This window comes from Brevundimonas sp. (assembly GCF_035627055.1).
GTDB lineage: Bacteria > Pseudomonadota > Alphaproteobacteria > Caulobacterales > Caulobacteraceae > Brevundimonas.
Window position 1 is genome coordinate 1 of record NZ_DASPMM010000020.1, and the last position, 21,753, is coordinate 21,753.

At 69.2% G+C, this 21,753-nt stretch carries 23 protein-coding genes and 1 tRNA gene; 9 read left to right on the forward strand and 15 right to left on the reverse strand.

All coding sequences use genetic code 11. The features are described from left to right. The first annotated feature begins 129 nt into the window (after nt 1-129). Complete coding sequence (gene gyrB / locus VEA98_RS10205; protein WP_324813797.1) at nt 130-2,577, forward strand: DNA topoisomerase (ATP-hydrolyzing) subunit B; 2,448 nt, start codon at nt 130-132, stop codon at nt 2,575-2,577. Nucleotides 2,578-2,581: 4 nt separating this feature from the next. Here the strand turns inward: gyrB and VEA98_RS10210 are convergent, their stop codons facing one another. Further along, nucleotides 2,582-3,016: a surface-adhesin E family protein gene (locus VEA98_RS10210; protein ID WP_324813800.1), complete on the reverse strand. Its 435-nt coding sequence runs from the start codon at nt 3,014-3,016 to the stop codon at nt 2,582-2,584. Nucleotides 3,017-3,108: 92 nt separating this feature from the next. Then, nucleotides 3,109-3,185 (reverse strand) — tRNA-Arg (locus VEA98_RS10215). A 160-nt stretch (nt 3,186-3,345) separates the two neighbouring features. On the opposite strand from VEA98_RS10215, the gene VEA98_RS10220 reads away from it, so the two are divergent. Continuing rightward, nucleotides 3,346-4,632 carry a hypothetical protein gene (locus VEA98_RS10220; protein ID WP_324813802.1) on the forward strand — a complete coding sequence of 429 codons (1,287 nt, stop codon included), beginning with the start codon at nt 3,346-3,348 and terminating at the stop codon, nt 4,630-4,632. A 6-nt stretch (nt 4,633-4,638) separates the two neighbouring features. On the opposite strand, the gene VEA98_RS10225 is transcribed toward VEA98_RS10220, so the two are convergent. Next, nucleotides 4,639-5,409 (reverse strand): SDR family oxidoreductase, encoded by a 771-nt coding sequence (locus VEA98_RS10225; RefSeq protein WP_324813804.1) that lies wholly within the window; start codon nt 5,407-5,409, stop codon nt 4,639-4,641. Between the two features lie 8 nt (nt 5,410-5,417). Then, on the reverse strand, nt 5,418-5,720 hold the full coding sequence (locus tag VEA98_RS10230) for a 4a-hydroxytetrahydrobiopterin dehydratase (protein ID WP_324813806.1): 303 nt from the start codon (nt 5,718-5,720) through the stop codon (nt 5,418-5,420). A gap of 156 nt (nt 5,721-5,876) precedes the next feature. Between VEA98_RS10230 and VEA98_RS10235 the strand changes: the two genes are divergently transcribed. From VEA98_RS10235 to VEA98_RS10250, 4 genes are all read left to right on the forward strand, one after another. Beyond that, nucleotides 5,877-6,584 carry a Crp/Fnr family transcriptional regulator gene (locus VEA98_RS10235; protein WP_324813809.1) on the forward strand — a complete coding sequence of 236 codons (708 nt, stop codon included), beginning with the start codon at nt 5,877-5,879 and terminating at the stop codon, nt 6,582-6,584. A gap of 68 nt (nt 6,585-6,652) precedes the next feature. Next, the gene (locus VEA98_RS10240) at nt 6,653-7,435 is read left to right on the forward strand and encodes a class I SAM-dependent methyltransferase (RefSeq protein WP_324813811.1); all 783 of its coding nucleotides are present in this window, start codon (nt 6,653-6,655) and stop codon (nt 7,433-7,435) included. Continuing rightward, complete coding sequence (ubiB, locus tag VEA98_RS10245) at nt 7,423-9,021, forward strand: 2-polyprenylphenol 6-hydroxylase (RefSeq protein WP_324813813.1); 1,599 nt, start codon at nt 7,423-7,425, stop codon at nt 9,019-9,021. The genes VEA98_RS10240 and ubiB overlap by 13 nt, the downstream gene beginning before the upstream one ends. 21 nt (nt 9,022-9,042) lie before the next feature. Further along, nucleotides 9,043-9,504 carry a hypothetical protein gene (locus VEA98_RS10250; protein ID WP_324813816.1) on the forward strand — a complete coding sequence of 154 codons (462 nt, stop codon included), beginning with the start codon at nt 9,043-9,045 and terminating at the stop codon, nt 9,502-9,504. Nucleotides 9,505-9,506: 2 nt separating this feature from the next. Here the strand turns inward: VEA98_RS10250 and arfB are convergent, their stop codons facing one another. From arfB to VEA98_RS10290, 8 genes are all read right to left on the reverse strand, one after another. Beyond that, nucleotides 9,507-9,911, reverse strand: coding sequence for an alternative ribosome rescue aminoacyl-tRNA hydrolase ArfB (arfB, locus tag VEA98_RS10255; protein WP_324813818.1), 405 nt, complete (start codon nt 9,909-9,911; stop codon nt 9,507-9,509). Continuing rightward, on the reverse strand, nt 9,908-10,369 hold the full coding sequence (locus tag VEA98_RS10260; protein WP_324813821.1) for a YaiI/YqxD family protein: 462 nt from the start codon (nt 10,367-10,369) through the stop codon (nt 9,908-9,910). Before VEA98_RS10260 ends, arfB begins: the two co-directional genes overlap by 4 nt. Nucleotides 10,370-10,870: 501 nt before the next feature. Further along, the gene (locus VEA98_RS10265; protein ID WP_324813823.1) at nt 10,871-12,223 is read right to left on the reverse strand and encodes an amidohydrolase family protein; all 1,353 of its coding nucleotides are present in this window, start codon (nt 12,221-12,223) and stop codon (nt 10,871-10,873) included. Continuing rightward, nucleotides 12,223-13,719 (reverse strand): amidohydrolase, encoded by a 1,497-nt coding sequence (locus tag VEA98_RS10270; protein WP_324813824.1) that lies wholly within the window; start codon nt 13,717-13,719, stop codon nt 12,223-12,225. The genes VEA98_RS10265 and VEA98_RS10270 overlap by 1 nt, the downstream gene beginning before the upstream one ends. An 83-nt stretch (nt 13,720-13,802) precedes the next feature. Beyond that, complete coding sequence (locus VEA98_RS10275; protein ID WP_324813827.1) at nt 13,803-14,081, reverse strand: DUF167 family protein; 279 nt, start codon at nt 14,079-14,081, stop codon at nt 13,803-13,805. Between the two features lie 5 nt (nt 14,082-14,086). Beyond that, on the reverse strand, nt 14,087-14,530 hold the full coding sequence (locus VEA98_RS10280; RefSeq protein ID WP_324813830.1) for a hypothetical protein: 444 nt from the start codon (nt 14,528-14,530) through the stop codon (nt 14,087-14,089). Nucleotides 14,531-14,702: 172 nt separating this feature from the next. Beyond that, entirely contained in the window at nt 14,703-15,632 is a 930-nt protein-coding gene (locus VEA98_RS10285) for an electron transfer flavoprotein subunit alpha/FixB family protein (RefSeq protein WP_324813834.1), read from the reverse strand. Further along, the gene (locus tag VEA98_RS10290) at nt 15,632-16,396 is read right to left on the reverse strand and encodes an electron transfer flavoprotein subunit beta/FixA family protein (RefSeq protein WP_324813836.1); all 765 of its coding nucleotides are present in this window, start codon (nt 16,394-16,396) and stop codon (nt 15,632-15,634) included. The genes VEA98_RS10285 and VEA98_RS10290 overlap by 1 nt, the downstream gene beginning before the upstream one ends. A gap of 107 nt (nt 16,397-16,503) precedes the next feature. On the opposite strand from VEA98_RS10290, the gene VEA98_RS10295 reads away from it, so the two are divergent. Continuing rightward, the gene (locus tag VEA98_RS10295; protein WP_324813838.1) at nt 16,504-16,836 is read left to right on the forward strand and encodes a hypothetical protein; all 333 of its coding nucleotides are present in this window, start codon (nt 16,504-16,506) and stop codon (nt 16,834-16,836) included. A gap of 4 nt (nt 16,837-16,840) precedes the next feature. Here the strand turns inward: VEA98_RS10295 and VEA98_RS10300 are convergent, their stop codons facing one another. Both VEA98_RS10300 and VEA98_RS10305 read right to left on the reverse strand, forming a co-directional pair. Continuing rightward, nucleotides 16,841-17,413: a cob(I)yrinic acid a,c-diamide adenosyltransferase gene (locus VEA98_RS10300; RefSeq protein WP_324813840.1), complete on the reverse strand. Its 573-nt coding sequence runs from the start codon at nt 17,411-17,413 to the stop codon at nt 16,841-16,843. Nucleotides 17,414-17,416: 3 nt separating this feature from the next. Continuing rightward, nucleotides 17,417-17,623, reverse strand: a complete 207-nt coding sequence (locus VEA98_RS10305) for a twin transmembrane helix small protein (protein ID WP_324813842.1) — start codon at nt 17,621-17,623, stop codon at nt 17,417-17,419. A gap of 132 nt (nt 17,624-17,755) precedes the next feature. Between VEA98_RS10305 and VEA98_RS10310 the strand changes: the two genes are divergently transcribed. Both VEA98_RS10310 and VEA98_RS10315 read left to right on the forward strand, forming a co-directional pair. Continuing rightward, entirely contained in the window at nt 17,756-17,971 is a 216-nt protein-coding gene (locus tag VEA98_RS10310; protein ID WP_324813844.1) for a hypothetical protein, read from the forward strand. Between the two features lie 135 nt (nt 17,972-18,106). After that, on the forward strand, nt 18,107-20,161 hold the full coding sequence (locus VEA98_RS10315) for an alkaline phosphatase D family protein (RefSeq protein WP_324813845.1): 2,055 nt from the start codon (nt 18,107-18,109) through the stop codon (nt 20,159-20,161). 45 nt (nt 20,162-20,206) lie between these two features. Here VEA98_RS10315 and ahcY read toward each other — a convergent pair whose 3' ends face one another. Further along, on the reverse strand, nt 20,207-21,616 hold the full coding sequence (gene ahcY / locus VEA98_RS10320; protein ID WP_324813847.1) for an adenosylhomocysteinase: 1,410 nt from the start codon (nt 21,614-21,616) through the stop codon (nt 20,207-20,209). Nucleotides 21,617-21,753: the final 137 nt, after the last annotated feature.

Here is a 21,753-nt window from a genome sequence, read left to right on the forward strand (position 1 = left end):
CCTTTATGGCGCACGCTTTCGCGGGCTGATTCACAGTCCTGCCGCGACGCTAAAACCGCACTCAAATCGAAGACTTTTGGGCCGCCATTCCCTATATTTAGGGATGTTTCCCAGGACGATTCGAACAGCATGACCGCTCCCCAAAACGCACCGGCGAGCGCGCCCGACTACGGCGCGGATTCCATCAAAGTTCTCAAGGGCTTGGATGCCGTAAGGAAGCGGCCGGGGATGTATATTGGGGATACGGACGATGGGTCCGGGCTGCATCATATGATTTATGAGGTGGTCGATAACGCGATTGATGAGGCGTTGGCGGGCCATGCGACGCGGGTTGAGGTGATTTTGCATTCGGATGGGAGTGCCGAGATCACCGATAACGGACGCGGCATTCCGACAGGGATCCACGAGGAAGAGGGCGTTTCGGCGGCTGAGGTGATCATGACCCAGCTGCACGCCGGCGGTAAGTTCGACCAGAACTCCTACAAGGTCTCCGGCGGCCTGCACGGCGTCGGCGTCTCGGTCGTCAACGCCCTCAGCGACTGGCTCAGGCTGGTCATCTACCGCAACGGCAAGCGCCACGAGATGCGCTTCGAGCGCGGCGATACGGTCGAAAGCCTGCGGGTCACCGGCGATGCCCCGATCCGCACCGACGGCGAACGGGCTGGGCAGCCCCTGTCCGGCACCGAGGTCACCTTCTTCCCCTCGAAGACCACCTTCGCCACCATCGACTTCGACCTGAAGACGCTCGAGCACCGCCTGCGCGAACTGGCCTTCCTGAACTCGGGCGTGGTCATCAAGCTGCAGGACCACCGCGGGGCCGAGCCATTCGAGGAGATCCTGCACTACGAGGGCGGCGTGGAGGCCTTCGTGCGCCACCTCGACAAGTCGAAGTCGCCGATCCTCAAGGACGTCATCGTCATCCGCGGCAAGAAGGAAGGGATCGAACTCGATCTCGCCCTGTGGTGGAACGACAGCTACCACGAGACCATGCTGTGCTTCACCAACAACATCCCCCAGCGGGATGGAGGCACGCACCTGTCGGCCTTCCGCACGTCGCTGACGCGCGTCATGGGCAGCTACATCGACGCGGCCGGCGCCGCCCGCAAGGAGAAGGTCTCGGTCTCTGGCGAGGACGCCCGCGAGGGCCTGACCTGCGTGCTGTCGGTCAAGGTGCCCGACCCCAAATTCAGCTCCCAGACCAAGGACAAGCTGGTCTCGTCGGAGGTCCGCCCCGCGGTCGAGGCGCTGTGCACCGAAGGCCTGTCGACCTGGTTCGAGGAACATCCGGTCGAGGCGAAACAGGTCGTCGCCAAGATCATCGAGGCCGCCGCCGCCCGCGAGGCCGCGCGCAAGGCCCGCGACCTGACCCGGCGCAAGACGGCGATGGAGATCAGCTCCCTGCCCGGCAAGCTGGCCGACTGTCAGGAGCGCGATCCCGCCAAGTCCGAACTGTTCATCGTCGAGGGCGATTCCGCCGGCGGCTCCGCCAAACAGGCGCGCAACCGCGAGAACCAGGCCGTCCTGCCCCTGCGCGGCAAGATCCTCAACGTCGAACGCGCCCGGTTCGACCGCATGCTGTCGTCGGAGCTGATCGGCACCCTGATCCTGGCCCTGGGCACGGGCATCGGGCGGGACGATTTCAACGCCGACAAGCTGCGCTACCACAAGATCATCCTGATGGCCGACGCCGACGTCGACGGCGCCCACATCCGGACCCTGCTGCTGACCTTCTTCTACCGGCAGATGCCGGAACTGATCGAGCGGGGCCACGTCTACATCGCCCAGCCGCCGCTCTACAAAGTCTCCAAGGGCAAGCAGTCGCGCTACCTCAAGGACCAGTCCGAGATGGACTCCTACCTGATCGAGGAGGGGTCGTCCGAGGCCGAGCTGGACCTGCCCAACGGCGAGCGCCGCGTCGGCCTGGACCTGCAGGCCCTGGTCCGCGAGGCCAAGGCCTTCAAGGCCGGCGTCGATCGCCTCAGCCAGCGCGCGCCCGCCTTCGCCGTCGAGCAGGCGGCTCTCGCCGGCCTGTTCGACGAGACCGCCTCCGATCCGGCGCAGGCGATGGCCAAGGCCGCCGCCCGGCTGAATCTGTACGCCGAGGAAGGCGACGGCGACTGGACCGGGTCTCCGGGCGCCCAGGGCGCGGTGGTGTTCGAGCGCGTCCGTCGCGCTGTGACCGAGCGCATTGTTCTCGAAGAGGCCTTGATCCGCTCGCTCGACGCCCGCCGCCTCGCGGAGCGCTCGGCCGCGTTCGAGGGCTTGTTCGAGAAGCCGGGGGTCTATCGCCGCAAGGACAAGAGCGTGACCATCCGTGGCCCGCTCGACCTGCTCGAGGCGGTTCTGGACGCGGGCAAGAAGGGCATCGCCATCCAGCGCTACAAGGGTCTGGGCGAGATGAACCCGGAGCAGCTGTGGGAGACCACCCTGGACGCCAACGCCCGCACCCTGCTGAAGGTGTCGGTCGAGCACCAGGAGGACGCGTCGGATCTGTTCGCCAAGCTGATGGGCGACGTGGTCGAGCCGCGCCGGGAGTTCATCCAGGCCAACGCCCTCGACGCCGCCGTCGACGCCTGACGCGCTACGGCCGCCCGGCCTCGACGAAAGCCAGGATGGTCGGCCAGTGCGGAGGCTGGGCGCGTGCGCCGTCGCAGGCGATCTCCTTCAGATAGCCGGGCATGGTGTCCGGCCGGACCGGCTCCCATTCGGCGTCCTCTTCCGGATACTGGCCGGTCTCGGCTCCATCCGGCCCGAACTCGACCACCCCGGCCGTGCGCCACTGGTCGGCCCGGCAGCGGAACTGGTAGGTTTCGACGGAGTGGCTCAGGTCGCCGGCCTCGCCCTCCCGCGGCACGGTGGCGACGCGAATGGAGGTGATCTCGCCCTCCGTCGCGATGCCGTCGACCTCGGCCATGAAGGCGTTATGGGTGCTGCGGGAAAACGCCTGCCATGTATCGGCGGCGGCCGGACCCGCGAACGTCAGGGCGGCGACGCCCGTCCAAGCGGCGATTCTCATTGCGACCTCCCCAGATCAACGCCGCCATGATGCGCCGCGCCGGGCGCTTGGCAAGAGCCCTGCGAGGCCTGTGGAATCCGGAAGGGGGAAAATGGCGCACCCGAGAGGATTCGAACCTCTGACCCCTGCCTTCGGAGGGCAGTACTCTATCCAGCTGAGCTACGGGTGCGTCTGACGGCGAAACGCCGGACGAAGGGCCTTACAGCAGGACCGCCCCGCCCTCAATCCCGAATGCGTCCGCAGAACCGGACGCCATTCTGGACGATTTGTAAGGTTTGGGTCGGCGCGTCCCGGTCTAGCCTGCGCCCGCTTCGACGATGGAGGTTCCGATGCGCGCCTTTCTGTTCAGCCTGCTGGTGCTGCTCGGCGCCTGCGCCACCCACCCCGCCGCCGCGCCCGACCCCTCCGGCGACAGCCTCGACGCCATCGCCCGTGACTACGTCGCCCTGATCCTCGAGATCGGCGAGCGCGAGGAAGGCTACGTCGACGCCTATTACGGCCCGCCGGAATGGCTGGCCGCGGCCAAGGCGAACCCCCGCGAGATCCCGCAGCTGATCCAGGGGGCGGCGTCCCTGACCGAGCGGCTGGACGCGGTCCCGACCCGCGGCGCCGAACCCGCCGTGGCCCAACGCAAGGCCTATCTGGCGGCCCATGTCTCGGCGGCTGCGGCGCGACTGCGCATGCTCTCGGGCGAGAAGATGAGCTTCGCCGACGAGGCCGAGGCCCTGTTCGGCGTCCGCCCGGAGCTGCGGCCCCTGACTTCCTACGACCCGGTGCTGGCCGAGATCGCCTCCCTGCTGCCGGGCCCCGGCACGCTGGCGGAGCGCTACACCGAGTTCAAATCCCACTATGTGATCCCTAAGGATCGGCTGCAGGTGGTGATGGACGCCGCTATCGCCGAATGCCGGCGCCGCACGGCCCGGCACATCGCCCTGCCCGCCAACGAGAATTTCACCCTCGCCTTCGTCAGCGACAAGCCGTGGTCCGGGTATAATTATTACCAGGGCGACGCTCAGTCGAAGATCGAGATCAACGCGGACTTCCCGATCTACACCGAGCGGGCGATCGATCTCGGGTGCCACGAAGGATACCCCGGCCACCACGTGTACAATGCACTGCTGGAGAAGACCTTTGTGCGCGAGCGCGGCTGGGTCGAGATGAGCGTCTATCCGCTCTTTTCGCCCATGTCCTTCGTCGCCGAAGGCAGCGCCAACTACGGCATCGACCTGGCCTTTCCCGGCGACGAGGCGACCGACTTCGAGCGCGAGGTGCTGTTCCCGCTCGCCGGGCTCGATCCCTCGACGGCGGAGAAGAAGGCCCAGCTGGCGGCGCTGATCCGGCGGCTGGCGCGCGCCGAATACACCATTGCGGACGACTATCTGGCCGGGCGGATCAGCCGCGATACGGCCATCGAGCAGCTGATGAAATACAGCCTCGCCGACCGCGCCAAGGCGACGCAGCGGCTGCGCTTCATCGACACCTATCGCAGCTACATCATCAACTACGGCCTGGGCCGCGATGTGGTGCAGGCCTGGGTCGAGCGGCAGGGGCCGGACCACTGGCGCGGCATGGAGACGCTGCTCAGCAGCCAGATACTCCCCGCCGACATCGACTGACCCGCCTCACTGGGCGAGCATGCCGCCGTCGATCTTGAACTCGGCGCCGGTGACGAATTTCGACTCGTCCGAGCCGAGGTAGAGGACGCAATACGCCACGTCATCCGGCTCGCCGATGCGCTTCAGCGGAATGCCGCGGGCCAGCTTCTGGTGCGCCGTCTCCTCGTCGCCGCCGGCCATGGCCACGAACGGGTCGAGGATCGGCGTCTTGATGAAGACGGGATGGACCGAGTTGCAGCGTACGTTCCAGCCCGCCTTCGCCGCCTCCAGCGCGATGGTCTTGGTGTACATCCAGACGGCCGCCTTGGTGGCGTTGTAGGCGCCCATGCCGGGCGCGGCGGCGAGACCGGCGACCGAGCTGATGTTGACGATGGACGCGGCGCCCGAGGCACGCAGATGCGGCATGGCGTGTTTGCAGCCGAGCATGATCGACTCGACGTTGACGGCCTGGACCCGGCGCCAGTTCTCCAGCGTGTCCTGTTCCGACCAGACGAAGTCGCAGCCGATGCCGGCGTTGTTGACCAGGATCGAGAGCCCGCCCATCGCCGCTACGGCCTGATCGAGCACCGAGATCCATTGCGCCTCGTCGGTGACGTCGTGGCCGAAGGCGAAGGCGGCGCCTGGACGGTCGGCGTTGATGGCCTCCGCCAGCGCCTGCGCCCCAGCCAGGTTCATGTCGGTGACGGCGACCTTCGCCCCCTCGCGAGCCAGCATCCGCGCCATCGCCTGACCGAGACCGCCGGCGGCGCCGGTGATCAGGGCCGTCTTGCCGGCCACGCGGCCGTTCACGCCCCGGCGCCCATGACGGCGGCGGTCTCGTCGATGAAGCGGGCCATGTCCAGGTCGCGCCGGGTCACGCCGCCGGCGTCATGAGTGGTCAGGACGACTTCGACCCGGTTGTAGACGTTGAACCACTCCGGATGGTGGTCGACCTTGTCGGCCAGCAGGGCCACGCGGGTCATGAAGCCGAAGGCCGCGTTGAAGTCCGCAAAGACGAGTTTCCGCTCGATGGCGGGCCGATCCCCGGGGTGCGCCCGCCATGCCGGCAGGGCCGCCAGCACCTCGTCCAGTTCCAGCCGCTCGCCCATTCGCCCGTCCTCGCCATCGGACCGCGCCGACAGGCGGCCGCATCAACGCCGTATAGCGCCGACGGCCGGGCGACAAGACGTCGGCTGCCCGACGCAGGAACGCAGTTGAAAGCTTGAGCGTTACCGCCCCGACCCTTCGAATGCGGAGCCCTGTCGATGGACAATCTGTGGATCGCCGCGCTCGACGCCGCGGATCGGAAGCGGCTCGAGCCGCATCTGAACGAACGGCCCTTCGCCCAGGGCCAGATGCTGTACGATGCGGGGGAATCCGTCAGCGACGTCTGGTTCCCGATGAGCGGGGTGGTGTCGCTGATGACGCTGGTCGACGGGGACCGGATGATCGAGACGGCGGCGATCGGGCGGGAGGGGCTGGTGGGCGTGACGTGCGGCCCGCTGAACGCCCGCGCCGCCAGCCGCGCCATCGCCCAAGTCGACGGCATCTCGGCCTGCTGTCCGGCCGAGGTGTTCGCGGACGCGCTCAGCCACAGCGAAGGCATGCGGACTGCGCTGGCGAAATTCACCGAAAGCCTGTTCGCCCAGGTGCAGCAGGCGGCGGCCTGCAACGCGCAGCACAGGCTGGATGAACGGCTGGCCCGCTGGCTGCTGACCATCCACGACCGGGCCGACGCCGACCGGTTCGCCCTGACCCAGGCCGACATCGCCGGCATGCTCGGCGTCCGCCGCGCCACCGTCTCCGAGGTCGGCTCGGCCCTGGAGGACAAGGGGTTGATCCGGCGCGGGCGCGGGTGGGTCGAGGTGCTGGACCGGCCGGCGCTGGAGCGGGCGTCCTGTGGCTGTTACGGGCTGATCCGCGGGGTGATGAAGGACCTCGGCGTGCCACGGCCGAGCGGGCCGGTTCACTGAGCGGGCCGCGTCCTCCTGCGGCCACGCGGACGGATGACGGCGCCGCGGGGACGCGCTAGACCGCCGACATGACCGATACGGGCTCCGACGCTTCATCCGGCAAGACCTCCTCCTTCGGGTTCCGCGACGTGGACGCGAGGGAGAAGGTGCGGCTGGTGCGGGGCGTGTTCGACAGCGTGGCGTCGAACTACGACCTGATGAACGACCTGATGAGCGGGGGCGTGCACCGGCTGTGGAAGGACGCGGCGGCGGCGAAGCTGAATCCGCGGCCGGGCGAGACCATTCTCGATGTGGCGGGCGGCACCGGCGACATGGCGCGGCGCTATGCGAAGATGGCGCGGGCGGCGCAGCAGCGGCGCGGCGGGGCCGACGCCTCGGTCATCGTGCTGGACTACAACGCCGAGATGATCATGGCCGGGGTCGACAAGGGCGGCGAGCCGGAGATGTCGTGGAGCGTCGGCGACGCCATGGCCCTGCCGTTGCCGGACGGGTCGGTGGACGCCTATTCGATCAGCTTCGGCATCCGCAACGTGGCCGATATTCCGCAGGCGCTCACCGAGGCGCGGCGGGTGCTGAAGCCGGGCGGAAGGTTCCTGTGTCTGGAGTTCTCGCGACCGACCGCCGCGGCGGTCCGCAAGGCCTATGACGCCTGGTCGTTCCACGCCATTCCGCGCATCGGCGGCTGGGTGGCGGGGGACCGGGACAGCTACCAGTACCTCGTCGAGAGCATTCGGCGCTTCCCCGACCAGCAGACCTTCAGGGCCATGATCGAGGCGGCGGGCTTCAGCCGGGTGACGGTGACCAACCTGTCGGGCGGCGTGGCGGCGATCCATCACGGGTGGGCGATCTGACGCGCCGGATCGATCCCGCGACCCCGCCGCCGCCTCCGGTCACCGTGCCGGTGCGCCGGCCGCTGGAAGCGTTCGTGCGCCTGCTGGGCTGGGGCTGGGTGCTGGTCCGGCACGATGCGCTGGCGCCGCGCGAGATCACGCCGCTGCTGCCGATCTGGGTGCGCTGGATCGCCCATCTGCTGCACGCCTTCGCCGGACGCGAGGGTCGCGAGGGACGGCCGGGCCAGCGGCTGGGCAAGGCCTTCGAGCATCTCGGGCCCGTGGCGATCAAGCTGGGACAGGTCCTGGCCACGCGGGCGGACATCTTCGGCGTCGAGTTCGCGCGCGACCTGGGGCGGCTGAAGGACGCGCTGGAGCCGTTCCCGGTCGATCAGGCGCGGCGCGAAATCGAGCGATCCCTGGGGCGGCGGGTGGAGTCCCTGTTCACCGACTTCGGGCCTCCGGTCGCGGCGGCGTCGCTGGCGCAGGCGCATCCCGCGTGGCTCGCCGACGGGCGCAAGGTGGCGGTCAAGGTGCTGCGGCCGGGCGTCGAGCGGCGGGTGGCGCAGGGGCTGGACTCGATGCGGCTGGCGGCGCGGCTGGCGGTGCGCTTCGTGGCCCCGGCGCGGCGGCTGGAGCCCTCGGCCTTCGTCGAAACCATCGCCCGGGCGCTGCAGCTGGAGCTGGACATGCGGCTGGAGGCGGCGGCGGCGTCCGAACTCAAGGACATCATGGACAAGGCCCGCGACAGCGGCGCGAGCCACATGACCGCTCCGGCGGTGATCTGGGACGGCGTCGGCAAGCGGGTGCTGACGCTGGAGTGGGCCCCGGGGCTGGCGATGACGGATCCGGCGGCGGTGGAGCAACCGGGGCTGGACCGCAACGCCCTGGCCGACCACGTGGTGCAGGCCTTCCTGACTCAAGCGCTGGACTACGGGACCTTCCACGCCGACCTGCACGAGGGGAACCTGTTCTGCCATGCGCCGGCGGAGCTGACGGCGATCGATTTCGGCATCGTGGGGCGGCTGGGGCCGTCGGAGCGGCGCTATCTAGCGGAGATCCTGTGGGGCTTCCTGAGCCGGGACTACGAGCGGATCGCCCGGGTGCATTTCGAGGCCGGTTACGTGCCGCCGCAGCATTCGGTCGAGGCCTTCGCCCAGGCGTTGCGGGCGGTGGGCGAGCCGGTCATCGGCAAGCAGGCCAGCCAGGTGTCGATGGGGCGGCTGCTGGGCCAGCTGTTCGAGATCACGGCCCTGTTCGACATGCATCTGAGGCCCGAGCTGATCCTGCTGCAGAAGACCATGGTCTCGGTCGAGGGCGTGGCGCGGCGGCTGAATCCGGACCACGACCTGTGGGCGGCGTCGCATTCCGTGGTCGAGCGCTGGATCCGGCGCGAGCTGGGCCCGCAGGCCCAGGTGCGTGACGCCATCGAGGAGCTGAGAGCGACGCTGAAGGCCCTGTCGCGGCTGGCGCAGAACCCGCCGGCGCCCCAGACCGTGATTGTCCGGGAGACACAAGCCCCGGCCTGGATGATCGTGACCCTGACCCTGGCGGCCTGCGCCTCGGCGGCCGCCCTTGTTCTGTCGCTTTGGCCCGCCATCGTCTGACTCCAGTCCGGAGACGATCCCATGAAGCCGCTTCTGTTCGCCGCCGCCGCCGTCCTTCTGCTTCCGGCCGCCGCCCAGGCCCAGGTGGCCGCCGCCACCGTGCCCAACACCTTCGATGATCCGGCCGCCCGGGCGCGCCCCGTGACGCCGCCGCCGGCGCCCGCCGCGGCCCCGGCCCTGTCCCCCGACCGGGCCCACCCGGAGTCCGAGGACATCCTGCGGACCCTCATCGCCAGCGCCCAGGCCGGAGCGATGGACTATGCGCTGATGAGCGACGACCTGGCCGCCAAGGTCCGCGAACAGGAGGCGACCGTCACGCCGATCATCGACAGTTTCGGGGCGCTGGTGGCGGTCGACTTCATCGGCAGCCAGGACCGCAACGACCTGTTCTCGGTCACCTTCGCCAATGCGGCGACCGAATGGGTGATCGGCGTCAACGACGACGGCAAGGTCGCCGCCCTGCTGTTCCGCCCCGCCAGCTGACGTCAGTCGGACAGGCCCGGCTTGCCGCGGCCGCTCTTGATCGTCGACCGCCGGGTCTTGCCTTCGAGCCGGCGTTCCTTCGAGGCGCGGGTCGGGCGGGTCGGGACGCGATAGACCGGCGCGATCGAGGCCTTGTCGACCATCGCCTGCAGGCGTTCGACGGCGTCGGCGCGGTTGCGCTCCTGGGTGCGGAAGCGGACGGCGGTGATGACGATGACCCCGTCGAGGGTCAGGCGGCTGCCGGCCAGCTTCATCAGACGGGCCTTCACCGGTTCGGTCAGGGACGGGGAGTTGCGCACGTCGAAACGCATCTGCACCGCCGTGGCGACCTTGTTGACGTTCTGGCCGCCCGGACCGCCGGCGCGGAAGAAGCGAAACTCCAGTTCGCTTTCCGGAAGCACGGTCACCGGACCACCCGTTTGGCCAGGATCACGGCGCGGTCCAGCGCCTGGAGGAAGGCGGAGCGGTCCTTGGGCCCGAACGGCGGCGGGCCGCTGGTCGCCACGCCGATGGAGCGCAGGTGTTCGCCGACCATGCGCCCGGCCAGGGCCGAGCCGATCGAGTCGGGGGTGAAGGGCTGGCCGTTCGGCTTCAGCGCCTGGGCCCCGGCCTTCAGGCAGCGGTCGGCGAGCGGGACGTCGGAGGTGATCACGATGTCGCCCGGTCCGGCCCGTTCGGCGATCCAGTCATCGGCGACGTCGGGGCCGGCGTCGACCAGAACGCGCTCGATCCACGCCTCGCGGGGCGTGTTGACGAAGGCGTTGGAGACCACGAACACCTGCAGGCCGTATCGGGCCGCGACGCGGTAGACCTCATCCTTCACCGGGCAGGCGTCGGCGTCGATGAAGATCCGCGGCAGGGTCATGCCGCCTGACTGGCGGTTCGTCGGAGGGTTGTCAAAGTCCCGTCGGGACGGGCGCGGCCCGAAAAATACAGTCCGAAGCGTCCGAAGCGTCCGTAGAGTGCACAGAGTGCGTTGAGTGCACAGAGTCCGCCGCGTTCGTCCGGACAGCGCGCTCGGCAGCCGCGAACCTGATTGTCAAAGACCCGCGCCCGCCGGGACGTGACGAGCCGGACCATTATGCGCCGGCCGGCTGCTGTGGCGGGAAGACGGGGTCGGGAAACCGCCATGTCGTTGATGGAGCGAGAGATTATCCGCTGAACCCGACTATGGATCCCCGGATTGTCAGCACAGCGTCACGGCCTGTTCTCTTTCGTCATCCCGGGAGCGAGCGAAGCGAGACCCCCGGGACAGGGCGGCGCCGAAGGCGACCTGTTCAGGCAGGCTGTCTCCGACTTCAGTGCTCCGGACAGTTTCGCGCTAGCGCGCGCCGCTTGCCCCGGGATGACGAAAGACGAGAAGCACCTACCGGCTGTAGGCCGGCGGCATGGCGCCTTCGCCGCCGTCGCGGTAGCGGTCGCGGAGGAGGAACTGGCGGCTTTCGGGGGGCTGTTCGGCGCCGCCGATGAAGATGGTCTCGGCGATGCTGAGCGGTTCGAGCGGGTCGCCGGACCAGACCACGACGTCGGCGGCGGCGCCGGGACGCAGTTCGCCGAACTGGCCGGCCATGCCGAAGATGCGGGCCGGATTGACCGTGATGGCCTCGATCGCCGACTCGTAGGACAGGCCGTGCGAGACGGCGTTGCCGGCGTTGTAGCGGGTCTCGCGGGCGCGGTGGACCGAACCCTCATTGCCCTTGATGGCGATGGTCACGCCGGCGGCGTCGAGCACGGCGGCGTTCTGCATCCGCGTCGCCCGGGTTTCGAGATTGCCGGGCAGGTTGGAGATCGGGTTGAGCAGCACCGGCACGCCGGCGGCGGCGATCTGGTCGGCGACCAGCCAGCCCTCCTCGGCCCCGTCGAGGATGATCTTTACGCCTTCCTCACGGGCGAGACGCAGCACCTGCTGGATGTCGGCGGCGCGGCGCACGGTGACGATCAGCGGCATGGTCCCGTTGGCGACCGGGATCAGGGCCTCGAGGTCGGCGCGCGACAGGGAGAGATCGCGTAGCCCGGCGCGGTCGTAGGCGGCCTTGTTGCGGGCGTAGAGACGGACCTCGGCCAGGGTCTCCTTGAACTGGACGAACTCGGCGCCGCGGGCGCCGCCGGCGACGCCGGCCCCGGCCTCGCCGAAGGGCGCGACCATGGCCACGCGCGGTTTGACGAGGATGTCGGTTCCGGCCGCGAGGTGGATGATGGCCGCCTGACCGGCGAACAGGCTGGGCGACTGGTAGCCGCCGTCGCCGACGCCGGCGAAATTGCTGTCGTCATGGGCGTGGCCGCCGCCGCCCCCGCCCGGGTGGTTCGGGACGACGATGGCGCGGGTGATGCCGCCGAGGCGGGCCACCGGCAGGGTGAAGGACCAGGGGTCGAGGCCGTAGGAGACGTCGAAGGAGGCGCTGATGGAGTTGGCGCCGTTGCGCAGGTCGTCCGAGCCGCCGACCGAGGAGATCTCCGAACCGCCGAGGCCGGAGTCGACCGCGACGAAGCCGGGGGCCACGACCTTGCCGCGGGCGTCGATGACGCGGGCGCCCGACGGCGCGGCGCCGGTTCCGACCGAGATGACGCGGCCGTTCTGGATCACCACGGTTCCGTTCTCGATCACCGAGGTTCCGGTCAGGACGCGGCCGCCGGTGATGGCGGTGAGCTCCTGCGCGAGGGCGGGGCTGGCGACGGCGACGGCCGAGGCGGCCGCGAGGATGAGGGTCCTGAGGCGCATCAGCGGGCTCCCTGCGAGACGTTGGCGGCGGCGACGCCGTAGCCGGGCTGGCCCAGTTCATAGTCGGAGACGGGCTGGTAGGCCGGGTTGAAGCGGTCGAAGGCGAGACCGCCGTCGATGAAGACCTGATCGGCGCGGGCGTAGACGCTGAACGGATTGGCGCTCCAGATGACCACGTCGGCGCGCTTGCCGGCTTCCAGCGAGCCGGTCTGGTCGGCGATGCCGAGCGAGCGGGCCGGGTTGAGGGTGACCCAGGCGATGGCGCGTTCTTCGGGGATGTCCATGCCGATGCGGCGGCCGGCGGCGAGGGCGGCGGCGGCCTCCTGGTTGAGGCGCTGCGTCAGTTCGGCGTCGTCGGAGTGGATGACGGCGCAACTGTTGGGCTGGGCGTCCACGAGGGCCGCGTTGGCCTCGATGGCGTCGAGCGCCTCCATCTTGAAGCCCCACCAGCCAGTCCACATGTCGGCGCAGATGCCTTCGCGGGCCAGCAGAGGCGCGACCTTGTAGGCCTCGATGGCGTGGTGGAAGGCGGTGATGCGGTAGCCGAACTCCTTCGACAGATCGATCATCTGGGCCATTTCGTCGGCGCGGTAGCAGTGGTTCTGGACCAGGACCGAGCCGTCGAGGACGCCGGCGAGGGTTTCGAGCTGGAGGTTGCGGGTCGGGGGCGAGCCCTCGCCGTCCTCGCGCCACTTGTCCCATTTGGCCTTGTAATCGCGGGCGGCGATGAAGGCGGCGCGGTAGCCGGCCATATTGCCCATGCCGGTGGCGGGCGAGCTGTTACGCGAGCCGTAGACGCGGCTGGGGTTCTCGCCGCAGGCCATCTTCAGGCCGTAGGGGGCGTTGGGCATCTTCATGCCCTGCATGGTCACCGAGGGGATGTTGCGGACGGTGACGCCGCGGCCGCCGAACAGATTGGCCGAGCCGGGCAGGATCTGGAGGGTGGTGACGCCGCCGGCGCGGGCGGCGTTGAAGCCGGGGTCCTGGGGCCACAGGCTGTGCTCGGCCCAGACCTGGGCGGTGTTGGGGTTGGTGGCCTCGTTGCCGTCGCTCATGCCCTGCACGCCGGGCGAGGGATAGACGCCGAGGTGGCTGTGGGCGTCGATGACGCCGGGGGTGACGAAGCGGCCGGCGACGTCGACGCGGCGATGGCCGGCGGGGATGGGGGTCGAGGGCCCGCCGACGGCGGCGACGCGGCCGTCGGTGACGATGACCACGCCGTTGTCGATGCGCTGGCCGGCGCCCGTGAAGACCGTCCCGCCGACGATGGCCATGTTCTCGCGCGGCAGGCCGCGATAGGTCGAGGGGAAGGGATCGGGGTTGGCGGCGTAGTCGAGGCCGGGGGCGAGGGCGGCGCGATCGCCGTCGTCGTTGGCGGGCGCGTCGCCGGAGGGGCTGTCGCCGCCGGTGGTGGCGCAGGCGGACAGCGCCATGGCGCCGGCGAGGACGCAGGCGAGGGCGGCGAGGCTGGGGCCCCGCAGGCGGTTGACGGTCATCGGACGCTCCCCTGATGCGCCGGCGGCGCAGAACGAGGGGGGATTACAAGGGCGTCGGCGGCGGCCCGGCAAGGCCGGAAACATTACAGATCGGTAAGGCGGGCGCGGAGCTCGTCGTCGGTGAGGCCTGTGATGGTCAGCATCTTGGTGCGGGACTGGCCGCCGCGGTCGAGAGAGACGGCGGATTTGGGCACGCCGAGGGTCTTGGCCAGCAGTTTGAGCAGGGCGGCGTTGGCCTCGCCCTCGACCGGCCGGGCGCGCACGCGGACCTTGAGGACGGGGCGGCCGTCGGCGTCGACGTCCCAGCCGTCGATGCGGTCGGCGGAAGCGCCGGGGGTGAGGCGGACGGGGAGGATGGTCATGGCCCTTACCTGGTGGAGGCGGCCAAGCTTTCCAGGAAGCTGATCAGGGTTCTGGGCCCCTCGATGTCGCGCAGGAGTATAGAAGCCGCTCGGCCGCTATTCACGGAAACCTCTATCCTCTGCCTTTCCTCATCGACACGAACGTCGATCGGCCGGTCCATGCTGAAAGACCGATCTTCCCAACCCCTGATGAGGAGCACCCGACCGTCATGCTGAACGGCGGGAATGCGGGCCAAGGCCCGAACAAAAGTCGGAAGCCGCCAAACCAGACACACGACGTATATCGCCACGATGCCGAAGACGATCAGTCTTCCGGGATAGTGTTCCAGGAAGCGGTAGTAGGTCGATCCGAAAGGACTCCAAACCAAGAGTATGCTCAACGCCGAAAAGCCGATGAACGGGTAGGCGATTGCAGAGGTGCGGTAGTGAAATTTCACAACCTCCGTCATTCACGAATCCTTTGAGCTTTGGCCTTCGGCTTGGGCCAGAATCCCGACCGTATTAGCCCTCGCGTGCAGGCTGTCCCCTTGCATCATGGCAGACGTCGGCGTCTCCCCACACATGAAAAAGGACGCGGCCCCCTGCGGCGCCGCGCCCTGTCTCGATCCGTCTGGGCGTGTGTCAGCCCAGCGCCTTCATCAGCTCCGGCACGGCGGTCTTGTAGTCCGCGACCCAGCCGAAGTCGGCGACCTGGAAGATCGGGGCGTCGGCGTCCTTGTTGATGGCGACGATGACCTTTGAGTCCTTCATGCCGGCGAGGTGCTGGATGGCGCCCGAGATGCCGATGGCGATGTAGAGGGCCGGGGCGACGACCTTGCCCGTCTGGCCGACCTGGTAGTCGTTGGGGGCGTAGCCGGCGTCGACGGCGGCGCGCGAGGCCCCGACGGCGGCGCCGAGCTTGTCGGCCAGCGGGTCCATGACGGCGTGGAACTCTTCCGCCGAACCGAGGGCGCGGCCGCCGGAGACGACGATCTTGGCGGCGCCGAGCTCGGGACGGTCGGACTTGACCATCTCTTCCGAGACGAAGGCGGCCTTGCCGGCGTCGGCGCCCGCGACGGACTCGATGGAGGCGGAGCCGCCCTCGCCGGCCGCGTCGAAGGCGGTCGGGCGGACGGTGATGACCTTCTTCGCGTCGGAGGTCTGGATCGTCTCCAGCGCGTTGCCGGCGTAGATCGGGCGCACGAAGGTGTCGGGGCTGACCACCTCGACGATGTCGGAGATGGGGGCGACGTCCAGCCTGGCGGCGAGGCGCGGCATGAAATTCTTGCCGTCGTTGCTGGCCGGCGAGAGGAAGGCGTCGTAGCCGGACGCGAGACCCATGACCGTGGCCTCGACCGCCTCGGCCAGCTGGTGGCCGAGGGCGGCGGAGTCGGCGAGCAGGACCTTGCGCACTCCGGCGATCTTCGCGGCGGAGTCGGCGGCGGCTTTCGCGCCCTGGCCGACGACGAGGATGTCGACCTCGCCGCCCAGTTTCGAGGCGGCGGTGACGGTCTTGTGGGTGGTCTCGCGGACGGACGCGCCGTCGTGGTCGGCGATGACGAGAACGGCCATTACAGCACCCCCGCGGTCTTGAGTTTGGCGACCAGATCGGCCGCGTCGGTGACTTTCACGCCGGCGCCGCGCTTGGGCGGTTCGGCGACCTTGAGAACTTTCAAACGGGGCGCGACATCGACGCCGTAGTCGGCGACCGCCTTCATGGCGATCTCCTTCTTCTTGGCCTTCATGATGTTGGGCAGGGAGGCGTAGCGAGGGGTGTTGAGGCGCAGGTCGACGGTGACCACGGCCGGCAGGGTCGCGGCGAGGGTCTGGAGACCGCCGTCGACTTCACGGGTGACGACAGCCTTGCCGCCCGCGATCTCGATCTTCGAGGCGAAGGTCGCCTGGGGCCAGTCGAGCAGGGCGGCGAGCATCTGGCCGACGGCGTTGTTGTCGCCGTCGATGGACTGCTTGCCCATCAGGACCAGGTCGGGCTTCTCCTCGTCGACCACCGCCTTGAGCAGCTTGGCGACGGCGAGGGGCTCGAGGTCGGCGTCGGACTGGATCAGCAGGCCGCGGTCGGCGCCCATGGCCAGGGCGGTGCGGATGGTCTCCTGGGCTTGCGTGACCCCGATGGAGACGACGACGATCTCGCTCGCCGTGCCGGCGGCGTGATGCTCCTTGCCTTCCTTCAGACGCACGGCCTCCTCGACGGCGATTTCGTCGAACGGGTTCATGCTCATCTTGACGTTGGCCAGATCGACCCCGGTCTGGTCCGCCTTGACGCGGGCCTTGACGTTGGAGTCGATCACCCGTTTGACGGGGACGAGTACCTTCATTGCGCTGTCCATGAGATGGCCGGATTGTGGGGGCAGGGAATGGAACGCCTGCCCCGGCCTGTCAACGTAACCCGGCGTCAACGGCCCCTCGCCGACGGAGATCATCGATGCACCGCCTGCTGACCATGAAGCGACTGAGCGTGCTGTTCCTGGCGAGCTTCGCCGTGCTGGTCGCCGGCGTGTTCGTCTACCAGGCGCTGGTGGTGGCGCCGGGAGACCGCTGCGAGCGCGGGGGCGGCTGGTGGGACGGGGCGAGCGGGGTGTGCGCAACGCCGATCTCGATCGCCGAGATCACCCGGCGGCCGACCGGCCAGAGCCGGGCCGAGGCCTCGCACGCCAAGAACCGGGAGCTGATCCAGATCGAGGACCGGCTGAAGGCGCAGAAGGCGGCGCGGGACGCCGATGCGGCGCGCCAGCGCCGGGCGCTGGAGGCGCAGTAGAGCCTCAGCGGGTCGCGCCCGGGCTCCATTTGACGTCGTCGGCGCCGTTGGCGTTGGCCCGGCGCGCGGCGACGAAGAGGTGGTCCGACAGCCGGTTCAGATAGCGCAGGGCGACGGGCGAGAGCGCGCAGCCGGCTTCGCGGGCGCGGATGGCGTCGCGCTCGGCCCGGCGGCAGACGGTGCGGGCCAGGTGCAGGTGCGCCGACAGGGCCGAGCCGCCCGGCAGGATGAAGCTGTCGAGCGGCTTCTGGCTCTCGTTCATCCAGTCGATCTCGGATTCGAGCCGTTCGACCTGGCTGTCGAGGATGCGCAGCGCCTCCCATTTGGGCGGCGGGTCGTGCGGGGTGGCGAGGTCGGCGCCGAGGTCGAACAGCTCGTTCTGGATGCGGCCGAGCATGGCGTCGATGCGGTCGTGCTGGCCGGCGGTGAGGCGGGCCAGGCCGAGGACGGCGTTGAGCTCGTCGACCGCGCCATAGGCCTCGACCCGGGGGTCGGTCTTGGACACCGGGGCGCCGGACGCCAGACGGGTTTCGCCGCCGTCGCCAGTCTTCGTATAGATGCGGTTCAGGACCACCATGGCTCAGCCCCCGTGCGTGGATTTCCACCACATGCCGGCGACCAGCAGCACCACGGCGAGCGCCTGCAGCGCGACGCGCAGCCGCATCAGCTTGTTGGAGCGCGAGCGCGCTTCGGGGCCGGTCAGATAGAGCGAGCGGATGCCGAAGGCGAGGGTGATCGCCACGGCGATGATGGCGAGGATGATGAGGATGTCGAACACTGTGCCCATGACGCGGTTCTAGGCCGCCGCCGGGCGCAGCGCCAGCGGGCGGGCGGAGCCGGTCTGCGCCGGGAGGGGCGGCAAGCGGTCGCGGGAACGCGCGCGCCGCGGCGTCGTTCATTGCGCCCCGAAGAGGACGCCATGGACGCCTACTACTGCATCGTCAGCACCGCCGTTGAAGAGGTCGCCGACCTGTGCGTGCTGGACGCGCACGACGACGCGGCGGCGCTGGCGCGCGCCCGGGGCCATGTGGAGAGCGTGCCCGGCTGGACGCGGATCAGGGTCTATGAGGGCGAGCGGCCGGTCGGACTCCTGGAGAGCGCCGCGCCTCCGGAGGCCCTGCCGCTGGCGGCCTAGGCTGGCGCTACTCGCCGCCGCCGGCCCGGAATCCTACCGCGATTTAATGTCGTCCCCTCTGGACGAACCGGGTTCGCGCGCCTTCGATCGGTCCCGCACGGCGGCAAGACGTGGCCATTCGGGGAGGGATGGATCGTGGACAAGGCTGGACTGTCACGGCGGGCCTTCGCCGCCCAGGCCGCGGCGCTGGGCGCGGCGCTCGCGTTTGGAGGAACTTCGGCGCGGGCGGGGACCGGGGCGCGCGAGGAACGGCGGGACCTGTATCCGCAGGGCGTCGCCTCGGGCGATCCGCGCGCGGACAGCGTGATCCTGTGGACGCGGCGGGCGCCGGACAGCGACGGCGGCGCGCATCGGCTGACCGTCGAGGTGGCGGGCGATCCGGAATTCGGGGACGTGGTCGCACGCGGCGAGGTCGAGGTCACGGCGGCGACGGACTGGACCTGCCGCTTCCTGGCGGCGGGGCTGAGGCCGGCGCGGGAATACTGGTACCGCTTCATCGACGAGGCGGGGGATGCGAGCCGGGTCGGCCGCACCCTGACGGCGCCGGCGGACGACGACGACCGGCCGGTGACGTTCGCCTTCGTCAGCTGCCAGGACGTCACCCAGGGGGCGATGAACGCCTATCGGCGCATGCTGTGGGAGGACGCGCGCCGACCGCGCGGGGAGCAGCTGGGCTTCGTGCTGCACCTGGGCGACTTCCTCTATGAGCTGGTCTGGTACGCCGACGAGCGCCCGAACGGGATGGAGCGGGGCCGGCGGCTGCGCGATATCGTGCGCTATCCGACCGGCGAAAAGGTCGGGACCTTCCATATTCCGGCGAACCTGGAGGACTACCGCACGGCCTATAAGGGCTATCTGACCGATCCGGACCTGCAGGACGCCCGGGCCCGGTGGCCGTTCGTGCCCGTCTGGGACAATCACGAGTTCAACTGGCGCTCGTATCAGAGCCAGCAGATCATCAATGGCGAAATCCGGCCGGCCCAGACGCTGAAGGTGGCGGCGAGCCAGGCCTGGTACGAGTTCCAGCCGGCGCGGGTGCGCAAGCCGGGGAGGGGCGACCCGTTCGAGGCGCCGGCGGTCGAGAACCAGCCGCTGGCGGAACTGGATGCGCGGGGGACCGGGCAGGAGCCGAACAATCTGGCGGCGATCAAGGCGCTGCAGATCCAGCGGGCGTTCCGGTACGGCAAGAACGTGGACATGATCCTGACCGACAACCGGTCGTTCGGATCGCCGGGCGGCAGCTACGAGGGCCTGCCGCAGATCAAGTTCGGGGCCTTTCCCGAAGAGATGCTGGAGATTCTGGATCAGGCGCGGGAATACGCAGGCGGCCACCCGCCGGCCGTCATTCGCGTCGGCGACGACATCGAATTCCCCAATCCGCATGTCGACGCGCCGCCCGAGGCCTATCTCGGCCTCGAGCAGATGGCGTGGTTCAAGGACCGGCTGCGCGCCGCCGAGGCGCCGTGGAAGATCTGGGGCCATTCGTTCGGCACCCTGACCGGACGCACCGATCCGCAGAACCTGCCGGAGGAATTCGCCGACCAGTGGCCGGCGGGGGCGGGATACGGCGTGACGACCGGCGCCTATGGCCTCGAACACGGCGAAATCTTCGACATGGTCCGCGACGAGGGGATCACCGGCCTGACCATCCTGGCGGGCGACCGGCACGCCTTCTGGGCCGGCTATCCCTCAAAGACCCTGCCGCCCCGGCCGTTCGAACCGGTCGCGGTCGAATTCGTCACCGGCTCGATCTCGGCCCAGACCCTGGGCGAGGTCCAGGCGCTGACGATGCCGAAGGACCGGCCGCTCCGCGCCCTCAATATCCACGACAGGCCGGACGGTTCGATGGAGTGCGCCTGGAACATGACGCTGATGCACGGGGTGCGGTCCTCGCTGGTCCTGCACGAAACCGGCGATCCCGAGCGGGCCCGGGCGGCGCGCAACCCGGACCTGTCGCCGCATCTCGAATTCCTCGACTACGCGGGTCACGGCTACACCGTGGTGCGGGCGACCGGCGACGAACTGGAGACGGAGTTCGTCTGCATCCCCGTCCCGCTGGAGCGCAGCGAAACGGAGGACGGCGGGCCGCTGCGCTATCGCGTGGCGCACCGGGTGTCGCTGTGGGAGGCGGGCGAGGCGCCCCGGCTCAGGCAGGAAATTCTCGAAGGCGACCCGGGGCTGGCGATCTGAGGCGGCGGCCGGGAACGAAGGGGGGCCTGCGCCCCCCGACGACCTCTAGTAGCGGTAGTGGTCCGGCTTGAACGGGCCGGTGACGGGGACGGAGATGTAGTCCGCCTGTTCCTTCTTCAGCGTGGTCAGCCTGGCGCCCAGCTTGTCGAGGTGGAGCATGGCGACCTTTTCGTCGAGATGCTTGGGCAGGACGTAGACCTGGTTCTGGTACGACGCCTTGTTGGTCCACAGTTCGATCTGGGCCAGCGTCTGGTTGGTGAAGGACGCCGACATCACGAAGGACGGGTGGCCCGTGGCGTTGCCGAGGTTCACCAGACGGCCTTCCGACAGCAGGATGATCTTCTTGCCGTCAGGGAATTCGATGTGGTGGACCTGGGGCTTGATCTCGTCCCACTTGAAATTCTTCAGGCCGGCGACCTGAATCTCCGAGTCGAAGTGGCCGATGTTGCAGACGATGGCGTTGTTCTTCATCGCCCGCATGTGGTCGACGGTGATGACGTCCTTGTTGCCCGTGGCGGTGACGAAGATGTCGGCGTCGGCGGCGGCGTCCTCGAGGGTGACGACCTCATAGCCTTCCATGGCGGCCTGCAGGGCGCAGATCGGGTCGATCTCGGTGACCTTCACCCGGGCGCCGCCCTGGCGCAGCGAGGCGGCCGAACCCTTGCCGACGTCGCCGTAGCCGCAGACCACGGCGACCTTGCCCGACAGCATGACGTCGGTGCCGCGGCGGATGGCGTCGACCAGCGATTCACGGCAGCCGTACAGGTTGTCGAACTTGGACTTGGTGACGCTGTCGTTGACGTTGATGGCGGGGAAGGGAAGCTCGCCGCGCTCGGCCATCTGATACAGGCGGTGGACGCCGGTGGTGGTCTCTTCCGAGACGCCGCCGATGGCGTCGCGGATGGCCGAGTAGAAGCCGGGCTTCTCCTTCAGGTACCGCTTCATCACGGCGTAGAGGGCCTCTTCTTCCTCGTTGGTCGGGTTGTCGAGGACCGAGGGGTCCTTCTCGGCCTTGGGCCCGAGCACGCACAGCAGGGTGGCGTCGCCGCCGTCGTCGAGGATCAGGTTCGGATAGCCGCCCCCCGGGTTTTCAGGAGAGGGGGCCCATTCGAAGATCTTGTGGGCGTAATCCCAGTACTCGACCAGGGTCTCGCCCTTGACCGCGAACACCGGCGTGCCCGAGGCGGCGATGGCCGCGGCGGCGTGGTCCTGGGTCGAGAAGATGTTGCACGAGGCCCAGCGGACCTCGGCGCCGAGCGCTTCCAGCGTCTGGATCAGCACGGCGGTCTGGATGGTCATGTGCAGGGAGCCGGCGATGCGCGCGCCCTTCAGCGGCTGGGCCGCGCCATACTCGGCCCGCAGCGCCATCAGGCCGGGCATTTCGGTCTCGGCGATGGCGATCTCCTTCTCGCCATAGGCGGCGAGGGAAATGTCGCGGACGATGTAGTCGGTCATGGAGGCGCTCCGGGTCGCGTGGGCGGCGGCAGGTTGGTCGCGCCGTATAACCGCCGGCCCGCGCCCCGGCAAGAAACATATAACGATGTCCTTATATGAAATCCGCGACACGTTCGGCGGCGCCTCTCGCCGCCCGT